Below are 12,426 nucleotides of genomic sequence, written 5' to 3'. Positions count from 1 at the left end.
GGCGAAAACAACCAGCCAGAGGGCGCGGCTGCGACGGATGACGACACAGGCACCGATATCGCTGAACGGCGGGCAAAAGGACGATCTGCGCATTCAATTTGCAGCGCTTTGCTGGCGTCGTAAACGCGGCAAGTTGCAGATCTTGCTGATTACCTCGCGCGGCAGCAAGCGTTGGATCATTCCCAAGGGCTGGCCAATGGACGGTAAAACCCCCGCCGCTTCGGCTCTGGTCGAGGCATGGGAGGAAGGCGGCGTCGTGGGGCAGGTGCGCGGGCAATGTCTGGGCGTTTATAGCTATGCCAAAACCGGGGAGGATGGGGCAGTGCCCTGTTTGGCGATGCTTTACCCGGTGAAGGTCAAGACATTGGCGAAACAGTTCCCCGAGAAGGGACAGCGCAAGCGGCTGTGGTGCTCGCGCCGGAAAGCTGCGCGGCTGGTGGATGCGCCCGATCTGGCGCGGCTGATCCGCGATTTCGATCCGCGCAGCGGCGGTCTGGCGGGCTGACCGCGCGACAATGGCGCGTGCGGGCCGATCCCGCCTGTCTTGACCTCTTTCCTGCGGCAGCCCATTTAGAGCAGAGAGTTCAAGGACCGGGTGAATGATCCGTTATGCGTTGAAATGCGAGGCCGGACATGGCTTCGACAGTTGGTTCCAATCGGCGGCGGCCTTTGACAGCCTCGCCCGCGGCGGCCATTTGAGCTGTGCCGTCTGTGGGTCGGCCGAGGTGCGTAAATCGCTGATGGCCCCGCGGGTCACCTCAGGCGAGAGCGCCCCCGAAGCGGTCGAGAAACCGCAGCCCGCAGAGAAACCCGTGCCGGCTTTGTCCAACCCGGTGAGCGATGTGGAAAAAGCGCTGACCGCGCTGCGCAAAAAGGTCGAGGCGACCTCGGACTATGTTGGCAAGAATTTCGTTCGGGAAGCGCGCGACATGCACGCGGGGCGCACGCCCGAACGCGCGATCTATGGCGAAGCGCGGCTGGATCAGGCCCGCGCCTTAGTCGAAGAAGGGGTCCCGCTGATGCCCCTGCCGTTCAAACCCAAACGCCAACTTTCTTAAAGGCGCATTCTCGCAAAGGCCCATTCTGATAAAGGACCCTCCATGACCATTGTGATCACCGGCGCGAGCCGCGGCATCGGCGCGACGCTGGCCGCACAGTATAAAGATGCAGGCGAAGAAGTGATCGGCACCGCCCGCGGCGCGGGGGCAGGGGCCGTGTTGGATGTGACCGACCCGGCAAGCCACACCGCTTTTGCCGCAAACCTCGCGGACCGTCCGCTGGACCTGCTGATTTGCAATGCAGGCGTCTATCTGGATAAGGGCGATGATCTGGACGCGGGCTTTGGGCCTGACCTCTGGACGCAGAGTTTCGCGACCAATGTGACCGGGGTTTTTCTGACGGTGCAAACACTCATGCCGAACCTGCGCGCGGCAAAGAGCGCGAAAATCGCGATCATTGCTTCGCAGATGGGGTCTTCGACGCGGGCACCGGGGGGCAGCTATATCTACCGTGCCTCCAAGGCGGCGGCGATCAATCTGGGACGCAATCTGGCGGTCGACCTCAAGCCCGAAGGCATCGCCGTGGGCATCTACCATCCCGGCTGGGTGCGTACCGATATGGGCGGCGATCAGGGCGAGATCAGCGTCGCGGAGTCTGCGCGAGGCCTTGTGCAACGGATTGCCGCGCTGGACCTCGCTCAGACCGGCGCGTTTGAGACATGGGATGGACGTCCGCATCCGTTATAAGCGGCAGAGCATAACCTCATGTTAAATAGGCTTGCCCTTGCCGTGCCGTGGGCTTAGACCGCGCTGGACTGTTGCGCGGGGGACAATATGCCTGTTCTGGTTATGAAATTCGGTGGGACTTCGGTCGCCACCTTGGACCGTATCCGCCGCGCGGCAAAGCGCGTCGGTGTCGAGGTTGCTAAGGGCTATGACGTGATCGTCATCGTTTCGGCCATGTCGGGCGAAACGAACAAGCTGGTGGGCTTCGTCAATGAGACCTCGCCGCTCTATGATGCGCGCGAATATGACGCCATCGTGTCGAGTGGCGAGAATGTTACCGCAGGGCTGATGGCGCTGACCCTGCAGGAGATGGACGTGCCCGCACGCTCGTGGCAGGGCTGGCAGGTGCCGGTGCGTACCACCGATGCCCATTCCGCCGCGCGGATCGAAGAGATCCCCACCGACAACATCAACGCCAAGTTCGGCGAAGGCATGAAGGTGGCCGTGGTCGCAGGTTTCCAAGGCATCAGCCCGCAGGGTCGGATCACCACGCTGGGCCGGGGCGGATCGGACACGACAGCCGTCGCCTTTGCCGCCGCTTTCGATGCGGAGCGCTGCGATATCTATACCGATGTGGACGGCGTTTACACCACCGACCCACGGGTGGAATCTAAGGCCCGCAAACTTGACAAGATCTCCTTTGAAGAGATGCTGGAATTGGCCTCTCTCGGGGCGAAGGTTTTGCAGACCCGTTCGGTCGAACTGGCGATGCGCTACAAGGTTAAACTGCGGGTGCTAAGCAGTTTCGAAGAACAATCTGACGATGCCGGGACGCTCGTCTGCGATGAGGAGGAAATCATGGAAAGCAATGTGGTGGCCGGGGTCGCGTTTTCCCGTGATGAGGCAAAGATGACTTTGGTGTCCGTGGCAGACCGCCCCGGAATTGCGGCGACGATCTTTACCGCGCTCAGCGAGGGTGGCGTGAACGTCGACATGATCGTCCAGAACATCGCCGAAGAAGGTCGCACTGATATGACATGGTCTTGCCCCGTCGATCAGGTAATCCGCGCCGAAAAGGCGATGGAGAAAGCCCATGAAGACGGCATCATCAACTACCAAGAGTTGATCGCTGATAAGGGTGTGGCCAAAGTGTCCGTGGTCGGCATCGGTATGCGCAGCCATACCGGTGTGGCTGCCAAGATGTTCAAGGTGCTCTCGGATGAGGGGATCAACATCAAGGTTATCACCACCTCTGAAATCAAGATCAGCGTGTTGATTGACCGCAAGTATATGGAGCTGGCCGTGCAGGCGCTTCATGATGCTTTCGAGCTGGATAAAGCCGCTTAAGCATCTGCGATCAAATGGGTTTTACGCGAGGTTGCGCCTTGCGTAAAACTGCAGCATCCCGCCGATATGCTGGCAGAGGATGCAGGGTATGTCGCGAATAGCATTTCTATCCTTGCGCGAGTGCGCTAAACCCTGATCCAGAGGGACAGGGACCAGATCATATGGCCGAACGGGTTGAGACAGAGAGCCGCAAGCTGCTGGGGCGGCTGCGCGATGCGATGGCCAGTGATGTGGCGGGGCAAGCGCGGCTGGATAAGATCACCCAGTTAATCGCCAACTCGATGGGCTGCGAAGTTTGCTCGATCTATCTGTTCCGTGATGAAGACACTCTTGAGCTTTGTGCGACCGAAGGTCTGAACGAGGCGGCGGTGCATGAAACTCGTATGAAATTGGGCGAAGGTCTGGTGGGGCGCGTGGCTAAGCGCCGCACGGTGATCAACACGCCCGATGCCCCGCAGGCCGCCGGTTTCCGTTTCATGCCAGAGACGGGGGAGGAGATTTATTCCTCGTTCCTTGGCGTGCCGATCCAGCGGTTGGGTGAGACGCTGGGCGTGCTGGTCGTGCAGTCCAAACAGGCGCGGGAATTTTCGGCGGATGAGGTTTACGCGCTTGAGGTCGTGGCCATGGTGCTGGCCGAAATGGCCGAGCTTGGTGCCTTTGTCGGCGAGGGCGCGGCGATGTCGGCCCGGCACAGCCAGCCGGTGTTGCTGCGCGGCACCGTGGGGCAGGAGGGCGTGGCCGAGGGCCATGTCTGGCTGCATGAGCCGCGCGTCGTGGTTTCCAACCCCATCGCCGATGACCCGGAACGCGAGACTGAGCGTCTGACCGAAGCGGTCGAGCAATTGCGAGTCAGCGTTGACCAATTGTTAAGCCTTACCGCCGACAAAGAGCAGCAACAGGTGCTCGAAGCCTACCGCATGTTCGCCAATTCCAAAGGCTGGATGCGGCGCATGGTGGAGGATATTCAAAGCGGGCTGAGCGCCGAGGCCGCGGTCGAGAAAGAACAATCCATGGCCCGCGCCCGTCTAGGGCAGGTCAATGACGCTTATCTGCGGGAGCGGTTATCGGATCTGGACGATCTGTCGAACCGTTTGCTGCGTCATCTGACGGGGCAGGGCAGTGACACGGGCGCAGAGATGCCCGTCGATCCGATCCTTGTGGCGCGCAACATCGGCCCGGCCGAGCTGCTGGATTACGGGCGGTCGCTGCGCGGTATTGTATTGGAGGGCGGCTCCGTCGGGTCGCACGCGGCTATTGTCGCGCGGGCGCTGGCAATTCCGCTGATTGTCCACGCGAGCCGCATCACCAATGACGCGCTGAATGGCGATCACATCATGGTGGATGGGGAACAGGGTGTTGTTCATCTGCGCCCCGACGATACCGTGGCCACGGCCTTTCGTGACAAGATCGCGATGCAGGCGGCCGCGCAGGAACGCTATGCCTCGATCCGCGACAAACCGGCTGAGACGAAATGCGGGCGGATCATCAGCCTGCAGATGAACGCGGGGTTGATGGCCGATTTGCCCTCGCTCGAAGGGTCGGGGGCCGAGGGCGTGGGGCTGTTCCGCACCGAATTGCAGTTTCTGGTGCGCAACCAGATGCCCCGCCGGACCGAGCTTGCGGCGCTTTACGCGCGCGTGCTTGATGCCGCGCATGGCCGCCGCGTGGTGTTTCGCACGCTCGACATCGGATCGGACAAGGTGCTGCCCTATATGAAGCCTCATGATGAGCCGAACCCGGCTTTGGGCTGGCGCGCGATCCGGGTGGGACTGGATAAACCCGGTGTCATGCGCATGCAGTTGCAAGCCCTGATCCGCGCCGCTGCGGGCCGCCCGCTGGCGGTGATGTTTCCCTTTATCGCCCAGTTCGAAGAATTCCGCGCCGCCCGCGCCGAGGTCGACAAGGCGATGGAGCGTGAGCGTATTCTTGGCCATGTCTTGCCCGAAAAGCTGGAGGTTGGAGCTATGTTGGAGACCCCCAGCCTCGCCTTTGCCCCAAAGAAATTCTTTGAAGAGGTCGAGTTCCTGTCGATCGGGGGCAATGACCTGAAGCAGTTCTTTTTTGCCGCCGACCGTGAGAACGAGCGTGTGCGGCGGCGGTATGACACGCTGAACGTTTCTTTCCTGACCTTCCTTGAAGGTATCGTCGAACGCTGCGCCGAAACCGATACGGCACTGTCTTTCTGCGGTGAGGATGCGGGCCGCCCGGTCGAGGCGCTGTGTTTCGCGGCCATCGGGCTCAAGACCCTGTCGATGCGCCCGGCCTCAATCGGCCCGGTCAAAAGCCTGCTGCGGCGCTGCAACCTTGATGACGTGCGCGAGGTTATCCACGCGGCGCGCGAGCGAGGTGAGATGTCGGTAAGAGGCGCGGTGATGGACTACGTGCGTCAGCAGCACCAGCATTGAGGCCCCGCAGCTATTTGCCGTGATAGTCGCGAAACCAAGCGACGAAACGCGCGATGCCTTCGTGAATGTCGGTTTGCGGGCGATAGCCGGTAAGCCGGTGTAGCAGCGTCGCATCGGCCCATGTGGCCGGGGCGTCGCCCATCTGCATCCCCATGCAATTGCGGATCGCGCGCTTGCCGAGCGCGGCTTCGATCGCTTCGACGAAATCAAGCAGGCGGACCTTTTCGGAATTGCCGATATTTACCACCCGGTAGGGCGCTGCGGGGGAGAGCGAATCCCATTCCGGCGGCGGCGGCGCGCTGCCCGGTTGGGGCGGAACGCAATCCATCAGCAGACGGATGCCGCGCACCAGATCATCGACACAGGTGAAATCGCGGTACATCTCGCCGTGATTGTAGATATCGATCGGACGCCCATCGAGGACCGCATCGACGAATTTGCTCAAGGCTAGGTCGGGGCGCCCCCAAGGCCCGTAAACGGTGAAAAAGCGAAACATCGTCGTCGGCAGGTTCCACAGATGGGCATAGGCATGGGCCATCCCCTCATTCGCCTTTTTCGTGGCGGCATAGATCGACAGGGGCCGGTCGGTGGCCCCGGTTTCGCCAAAGGGCATATCGGTATTGCCCCCGTAGATCGAAGAGGATGAGGCCATGAGCAGATGTTTGACCTCAAGCCGTCGCGCGGCTTCCATCACGTTGAAGGTGCCGGTGATATTGGCGTCGAGAAAGGCGCGGGGGTGGTCGATGCTGTGACGCACGCCCGCTTGCGCCGCGAGGTGGACGATCATGTCTGGCTGAAAGTCATCGGCCAGCGCATCGAAGGTCTCGCGGTCTTCCAGCAGCGCCTCTTTGGTCGTGAAATGCTCATGCTGAAGCAGCATCGCGTGGCGGCGTTGTTTCAAGGCGACGTCGTAGTAATCGGTCATCCCGTCATAGCCCTGCACCCGCGCGCCCTCGGCCAGCAGCAGGCGGGCAAGGTGAAAGCCGATGAAGCCGCCCGTGCCGGTGACCAGTATCCTCTGCGTGCTGTCCATTCTGGCATCCTCGCTCATGCGGCATGCCGGGCCCATTGAGCCTGCGGCTTGAGTCGCCTTTCCCATGTCCCGATCAAGGATGGGCGGTGAATGCTGAAAATTTGGTTAAACTTGGCATGGAAAACGGCAAAGCACTTGCTGGCGGGGCGTCAATCAAGCCCCGGCAAGGCAAAACGGTTCGCGGGCTGCGCGATCAGAGGGCGAGGGGAAGCGCGAGGATTTAAATCAGCGCGCGCGCTGAAACGTGATCTGACCGTCCATAATGGCGGTGATTGCATTCACTTCGGTAATCGTGTCGGCGGGCGATCGGGCCAGATCATGGCTCAGAACGGCAATGTCGGCGTCCATGCCTTCTTTCAACCGTCCGCGTGTATTCTCGGCAAACTCCGCCCAAGCGTTGTCGAGGGTATAGCTTGCGAGGGTATCTTGAAGGGTCTGGGTCTGATCCGGCCAATCGCCGCCGAGGTCCAGCGGCGCGATGGCCGCCTTGAGCGTGGACATCACATCTACCGGGATGACCGGCCAATCAGTTGAAAAGATCACCCGGGCCCCGGTGTCACGAATGGTTTGCCACGCATAGGCCCCTTTGATCTGTTCGGGGCGGATATAGTCCCCGACGCCAGAGGGCGGAAAGACATGACCCCGGGGCGCGTGGCCGGGCTGGAGGGAGGCGACGATGCCCAGCTCGGCGAGCCGGGGAATGTCATCGGGGTGGATCACTTCGATATGCTCGATCCGGTGGCGGCTGTCGCGTTTTCCATTCGCCATTTGGGCGGCCTCATAGGCGTCGATCGTTCGCCGCACGGCGGCGTCTCCGATGGCATGAACTGCGGTCTGAAACCCCAGACGATCCGCTTCGACACAGGCGGCGACGAAATGCTCTTGGGTGAAAACCTCATCGCCGCAATTGCCGTCTTTGCCCATCTCCCCCGGATAGGGCTGCAGCATCAGTGCGGTCCCGCTTTCGATCACCCCGTCGATGAACATTTTGACGTGACTACAGCGGACCTTATCCCCTTGAAAGTCATCGCGCAGGGCAGGGGCTTCGCGGGTCAAACGCGCGACAGGGTCGGTGCCTTTGAGGTGAAATGGCACATGACAGCGGCAGAGCAGGCGGCCCTCGGCCTCCAACTCAGACAGAAGTTCAAGCTGATAGCGGTTGCCATCCATCAGATGCAGACCGGTAATGCCCTGCGCGGCGCAATGGGCCAGCCCGCGTGCGATAACGTCCTTGTCCATCGCGCGCTGCGCAGGTGTGGCGGGCGGCTCGGGGTCGCGACCGGCGGTAAGGCCCAACATATCGCGCCCGCCATATCGGGTGAGCGATAGGATCGGGCTATAGGCGCCGGGCTCAAGCAGTTCCCCATTGGCGAGCCCATCTTCCCCCATCACGATTTCAGAACCTGCATCGACCTTGCCGCCTTGCAAGAGCCCTGCCGCCTTCAGCGCGGCGGTGTTGGCCCAGACCGTGTGGTGGTCGGGGGCGAACATGGCGAGCGGTCGGTCGGACAGGATGGCATCAAGGTCATGCCGGGTGAGGGTCTTGCCGGTGCCCAAAATGCCGTAGTCTGCCATGACGCAGAACAGCATTTTATCGTCGGGGTTTGCCTCGGCATAGGGCAGGATCGCGCGGCGCATCTCCTCCAGCCCGGTGAGGCCATAGAGGTTGAGATATTCCAGTTCGACGGACCCGCCAAAGAGATGCACGTGGCTGTCGATAAAGCCCGGCAGCACCGTGCCGCCCTGCGCATCAATCACCTTGGTGTCTGGGCCGATCAGCGCCGTGATCTGGGCATCCGACCCGACCGCCGAGATCTTATTACCGGTGATGGCCAAAGCGCTGGCTTGGGGCTGATCCGGGTCAAAGGTGATCAGCGCGCCGTTGTAAATGACGATATCTGCCGGCATGGTCTTAGGGTCCTTATTGCGATGCGCGCCCCGACCAAGGGCCGGGGCGCAATGTGTTTATCGAACAAAGCGCGCGTTACTTCTGAAGGTCGGTCCAGATCGCGGTATAGAGCTTTTGCGCCTCGGGCGGGCAGACCTTGGCGACATAGGCGGCGCCCTTCAGGTCTTCGGGCACAACCACTTCGGGCGCGGACTTCATGTCTTCTGGCATGAACGCCTCTGAGCCCTTGATGCCGTTGGCATAGCGGGCGAACTCGGACAGCATCGCGGCATTCTCCGGGTCCATGATGAAGTTGAGGAAGGTCTTGGCTTCTTCGACGTTCTGCGCGTCCGCCAAAATCGCGGCATTGTCCATCCAGACCGGGTAGCCCTCTTGCGGATAGCCGAAGGCGATGTCGGGGTTCTGGTTGCGGGCGCGGAAGGATGCGCCGTTCCAGTTCACCCCGGCGGCGAGGTCACCCTTGGCGTATTTCTCGATATTGCCGTAGTCCATCGACAACCAATTGGGCTTGGCCTCGCGCAGAATGTCGCGGACTTTTTTCAGCATTTCCTTGTCGGCTGTGCACTGCTCGCCGCCCGCATAGTGGATCGCCATACCCATGACATCGTTCATCTCGGGCACCACGTTAATCTTGCCCTTCAGCTCTTCTGGCGGGTCAAAGATCACGGCGGCGGTATTGATGTCGCCGTCATAGACCGCGGTGTTTACCGTTACGCCGACGGTCCCCCACTGCCATGGCACGGTGTAGTTGCGGCCCGGATCGAACTCCACATCGACCCACTGCGGGTCCATGTGCTTGAAGTTCTCCATCTCGTTGGGCTTGCTTTCCATCAGCAGTCCTTCACCCACGAAAATCGGGACATAGGTGCCCGAGGGCACGACGATGTCAAAGCCGTGACCGCCCGCTTTGATCTTGGCCAGCGCTGTATCGTTGCTGTCATAGTCCGTGATGGTGACCTTGATGCCGGTCTCTTTCTCGAACTTCTCGATCATGTCGGGGCTGGTGTAGTTGCCCCAGTTGTAGATGTTCAACTCGCCTTCGGCCATGGCGGGCCCCGCGAGGATGAGCGTGAGTGCCGTGAGTGTCTTTTTCATGTCTAGCTCCCGTTGGTTAATTATTTTTTGACTTTGCTGAGCAGGGTATAGGCGATCACCATCGTCACCGAGATCATCAACAGAACGGTTGAAATCGCGTTGATCTCAGGTGTCACCACCCGCCGTAGTTGGCCCAGCATATAGGTCGGCAGAGTGTCCTGCCCGGCGGATTTCACAAATTCGGTAATGACCACGTCATCAAGGCTGATGACAAAGGCCAGCATCGCCCCGGCGAGGATGCCCGGCCAAAGCTGGGGCAGGGTAACATGGCGGAAAACCTGAAACGGCGTGCCATAGAGGTCCGCCCCCGCCTGTTCGAGGGTCAGGTCCATGCCCTGCAGCCGTGCGCGGATCGGAAGATAGGCAAAGGGAATGCAAAAGGCCGAATGCGCGATGATCAGATACATCAGCCCTGTATAGCCCGTGACGACCTTGATCGAGGCAAAGAAGATCAGCAGCGCCACCGCGGTCACGATTTCGGGCACCATAAGCGGCTGGTGGATCAAGGCAAAGACAGCGGTCTGTCCCCGAAACTTGCCCGTGCGGGTGGTGCCGAGGGCGGCAAGCACCGCGACACTGGTTGAGATGGCCGCGGCAGAGACCGCGATGATAAGGCTGCGCACCGTGGCCTCTTGGACCATTTCGTTGTCCCAAGCCGAGACGTACCACCGCCAAGAAAACCCTTCCCAGATCGCGACCGACGTGCCCGCGTTGAAGGAATAGACCACCAGCAGGATGATCGGCATGTAGAGCATGAAAAAACATGCCATCGCGATGCTGGAAAAGCCCGTAAGCTTGCGAATGTCGAACCCGCGATTAGCCATGCTGCACCTCCTCATTTCCGGCGGCGCGGACATAGGCCAACAGTGCCACCATCACGATAGCCAGCAGCGTGATCGACAGCGCCGCGCCCAAGGGCCAGTTGCGCCCCTGTCCGAACTGCAATTCGATCAGATTGCCGATCATCAATTGATTGCCACCGCCCATGACGCGCGGCGTGACATAGGCCCCAAGCGAGGGCACCAGCACAAGGATCGACCCCGCGATCACCCCCGGTTTCACCAGCGGCAAGATCACCCGGCGCAGCACGTGAAAGCGGGTGGCGTAAAGGTCATAGCCCGCTTCAACGAGCCGGAAATCCAACCGCTCAAGCGAGGCATAGATCGGCAGAACCATCAGCGGCAGGTAGACGTACACCATGCCCAGAATGATCGAAAACTCGGTGAAAAGCATCTGGATCGGCTCATCAATGATGCCAAGCGCGATGAGGATCGAATTCACGGTGCCTTCGTTGCGGATCAATTCCAAAATGGCGAAGGTGCGGATCAGCAGGTTCGTCCAGAAGGGGATGATGATCAGCAACATCCAAAATTCGCGCTGCTTTTTCGGCCGTGTGGCGATGAAGTAAGCTGTGGGGAAACCAAAGAACAAACAGGCAAGCGTTGTCAGGATCGACAATTTGAGCGACCGCCAGAAGATGCTGAGATGGGCATCCGACCAGCCCAATGTGTCGTCGAAAATGTCGCGCTGCATCAGCACGCCAAACCACGCATCGGTCGAGAAATCCCAGACCACCCCGCCATAGTCGCCGGGGGTGAGGAAGGAATAGAACAGCGTGATCAGCAGCGGCCCGCTGGCGGCAAAGATCAGGATGATCAGCGCGGGCGTCAGCAGCAGCCAGCGGTTTCGGGCGGCGCGTTTTGCAACGGTGTTTGAAAGCTCTGCCATGGGTCAGTCCCTCAGAACCTGAGCGGCACCGGCGGGGAAGGACACCCCAACCCGATCGCCCGTCACATAGGAATGTGTGACCGTGGGGCCATTTTGTTGGCGCAGGACAAATTCGCTGCCATCGTCGAGGCCGACGTGAAAATGCGTATCGGTCCCGAAATAGACCACCTCGCGCAGGCTCCCGGCCAAGAGCCCATCTGCTTCGGAGGTCAATTCCGCATGTTCCGGTCGCAGGGCCAGCGTGACCCGGCCCGTGGCGGCTTCATTCGCATGGGCCTGCACAAGCTTGCCTGAAGGCAGACGCAACTGAGCACTCTCCACCTCGCGGCCAATGATTTCAGCCGGTAAGAAGTTGGTATCGCCAATGAAATCCGCCACGAACCGGTCTGCTGGACGGTCGTAAATCTCGCGTGGGCGTCCGACCTGACGCACCGCGCCGTTGGACATGACCGCGATGCGATCCGACATGGTCAGCGCCTCTTCTTGGTCGTGGGTCACGAAGATAAAGGTGATGCCGGTTTCGGTCTGAAGCCGTTTTAGCTCCAGTTGCATTTTCTTGCGCAGTTTGAAGTCCAAGGCGCTCAGCGGTTCATCCAACAGCAGGATCTTGGGCCGTGGCGCCAGAGCGCGGGCAAGGGCAACGCGCTGCTGTTGCCCACCGGAGATCTGGCTGGTTTGCCGATCCGCCATCTGGGTCATCTGCACCAGTTCCATCATCTCTTCGACGGTCGACTTGATCGCGGATTTGGGCGTGCCGAGCATTTGCAAGCCAAAGCCGATGTTTTCGGCCACGGTCATATGAGGAAACAGGGCGTAGTTTTGAAAGACGGTATTGATGGGGCGTTTGTAGGGGGGCAATGCGAGCAGGCTTTCCCCGAACATGTCCAGCCTGCCGGATGTGGGATGCTCAAACCCCGCGATCAGTCGCAGCAAGGTCGTCTTGCCACAGCCCGAAGGGCCCAGCAGCGTGAAGAATTCGTTGTCCTGAATTTCGAGGTCGATACTCGCGAGCGCTTCGACCGGCGGGTTGCCGGGATACACTTTGCGCAGCGCCTGTGCGGTGATTGCCTTGGTCATCTTTCCCCCTGATCGCCCAATTCGGTTCTTGGTTTTGAGCAAAGCTTGCCCTGCATGATTGCGCCAATAGTAATTGGTGAATATACCCCTTGTGGGGTAGTGTTCTTG

The 12,426-nt window shown here is 60.5% G+C and carries 11 protein-coding genes; 5 read left to right on the top strand and 6 right to left on the bottom strand.

The window, feature by feature from the left end; all coding sequences use genetic code 11:
* The first annotated feature begins 37 nt into the window (after positions 1-37).
* The 5 genes from O4H31_RS13575 to ptsP all read left to right on the top strand — a co-directional run bounded on the left by O4H31_RS13575 (position 38) and on the right by ptsP (position 5,476).
* Positions 38-505 (top strand): NUDIX hydrolase, encoded by a 468-nt coding sequence (locus tag O4H31_RS13575; RefSeq protein WP_269346620.1) that lies wholly within the window; start codon positions 38-40, stop codon positions 503-505.
* A 94-nt stretch (positions 506-599) separates the two neighbouring features.
* Positions 600-1,058 (top strand): DUF1178 family protein, encoded by a 459-nt coding sequence (locus tag O4H31_RS13570; RefSeq protein ID WP_269346619.1) that lies wholly within the window; start codon positions 600-602, stop codon positions 1,056-1,058.
* 42 nt (positions 1,059-1,100) lie between these two features.
* On the top strand, positions 1,101-1,745 hold the full coding sequence (locus O4H31_RS13565; RefSeq protein ID WP_269346618.1) for an SDR family NAD(P)-dependent oxidoreductase: 645 nt from the start codon (positions 1,101-1,103) through the stop codon (positions 1,743-1,745).
* 87 nt (positions 1,746-1,832) lie between these two features.
* Positions 1,833-3,071 carry an aspartate kinase gene (locus O4H31_RS13560; protein WP_067935742.1) on the top strand — a complete coding sequence of 413 codons (1,239 nt, stop codon included), beginning with the start codon at positions 1,833-1,835 and terminating at the stop codon, positions 3,069-3,071.
* A 161-nt stretch (positions 3,072-3,232) separates the two neighbouring features.
* Positions 3,233-5,476, top strand: coding sequence for a phosphoenolpyruvate--protein phosphotransferase (gene ptsP / locus O4H31_RS13555; protein WP_269346617.1), 2,244 nt, complete (start codon positions 3,233-3,235; stop codon positions 5,474-5,476).
* 10 nt (positions 5,477-5,486) lie between these two features.
* Here the strand turns inward: ptsP and O4H31_RS13550 are convergent, their stop codons facing one another.
* The 6 genes from O4H31_RS13550 to O4H31_RS13525 all read right to left on the bottom strand — a co-directional run bounded on the left by O4H31_RS13550 (position 5,487) and on the right by O4H31_RS13525 (position 12,318).
* Complete coding sequence (locus O4H31_RS13550; RefSeq protein WP_269346616.1) at positions 5,487-6,509, bottom strand: NAD-dependent epimerase/dehydratase family protein; 1,023 nt, start codon at positions 6,507-6,509, stop codon at positions 5,487-5,489.
* A gap of 225 nt (positions 6,510-6,734) precedes the next feature.
* Entirely contained in the window at positions 6,735-8,417 is a 1,683-nt protein-coding gene (locus O4H31_RS13545; protein ID WP_269346615.1) for an amidohydrolase, read from the bottom strand.
* 76 nt (positions 8,418-8,493) lie between these two features.
* On the bottom strand, positions 8,494-9,513 hold the full coding sequence (locus tag O4H31_RS13540) for an extracellular solute-binding protein (RefSeq protein WP_269346614.1): 1,020 nt from the start codon (positions 9,511-9,513) through the stop codon (positions 8,494-8,496).
* Between the two features lie 20 nt (positions 9,514-9,533).
* Complete coding sequence (locus O4H31_RS13535) at positions 9,534-10,337, bottom strand: ABC transporter permease (RefSeq protein WP_269346613.1); 804 nt, start codon at positions 10,335-10,337, stop codon at positions 9,534-9,536.
* Positions 10,330-11,241 carry an ABC transporter permease gene (locus O4H31_RS13530; protein WP_067626922.1) on the bottom strand — a complete coding sequence of 304 codons (912 nt, stop codon included), beginning with the start codon at positions 11,239-11,241 and terminating at the stop codon, positions 10,330-10,332. The genes O4H31_RS13535 and O4H31_RS13530 overlap by 8 nt, the downstream gene beginning before the upstream one ends.
* Before the next feature lie 3 nt (positions 11,242-11,244).
* A complete protein-coding gene (locus O4H31_RS13525) occupies positions 11,245-12,318 on the bottom strand; it encodes an ABC transporter ATP-binding protein (RefSeq protein WP_269346612.1) in 1,074 nt (357 codons plus the stop codon).
* Positions 12,319-12,426: the final 108 nt, after the last annotated feature.

Origin of the sequence: Sulfitobacter dubius (assembly GCF_027214245.1) — a bacterium.
Classification (GTDB): Bacteria; Pseudomonadota; Alphaproteobacteria; order Rhodobacterales; family Rhodobacteraceae; genus Sulfitobacter; species Sulfitobacter dubius_A.
This window is presented reverse-complemented; position numbering and strand designations above follow the sequence as displayed.

Excerpts from the sequence above, each read along its gene's own strand:
- O4H31_RS13540 (WP_269346614.1), bottom strand. The coding sequence starts at position 9,513 with ATGAAAAAGACACTCACGGCACTCACGCTCATCCTCGCGGGGCCCGCC.
- O4H31_RS13560 (WP_067935742.1), top strand. The coding sequence starts at position 1,833 with ATGCCTGTTCTGGTTATGAAATTCGGTGGGACTTCGGTCGCCACCTTG.
- O4H31_RS13550 (WP_269346616.1), bottom strand. The coding sequence starts at position 6,509 with ATGGACAGCACGCAGAGGATACTGGTCACCGGCACGGGCGGCTTCATC.
- O4H31_RS13530 (WP_067626922.1), bottom strand. The coding sequence starts at position 11,241 with ATGGCAGAGCTTTCAAACACCGTTGCAAAACGCGCCGCCCGAAACCGC.
- O4H31_RS13565 (WP_269346618.1), top strand. The coding sequence starts at position 1,101 with ATGACCATTGTGATCACCGGCGCGAGCCGCGGCATCGGCGCGACGCTG.
- ptsP (WP_269346617.1), top strand. The coding sequence starts at position 3,233 with ATGGCCGAACGGGTTGAGACAGAGAGCCGCAAGCTGCTGGGGCGGCTG.
- O4H31_RS13575 (WP_269346620.1), top strand. The coding sequence starts at position 38 with ATGACGACACAGGCACCGATATCGCTGAACGGCGGGCAAAAGGACGAT.
- O4H31_RS13525 (WP_269346612.1), bottom strand. The coding sequence starts at position 12,318 with ATGACCAAGGCAATCACCGCACAGGCGCTGCGCAAAGTGTATCCCGGC.
- O4H31_RS13545 (WP_269346615.1), bottom strand. The coding sequence starts at position 8,417 with ATGCCGGCAGATATCGTCATTTACAACGGCGCGCTGATCACCTTTGAC.
- O4H31_RS13535 (WP_269346613.1), bottom strand. The coding sequence starts at position 10,337 with ATGGCTAATCGCGGGTTCGACATTCGCAAGCTTACGGGCTTTTCCAGC.
- O4H31_RS13570 (WP_269346619.1), top strand. The coding sequence starts at position 600 with ATGATCCGTTATGCGTTGAAATGCGAGGCCGGACATGGCTTCGACAGT.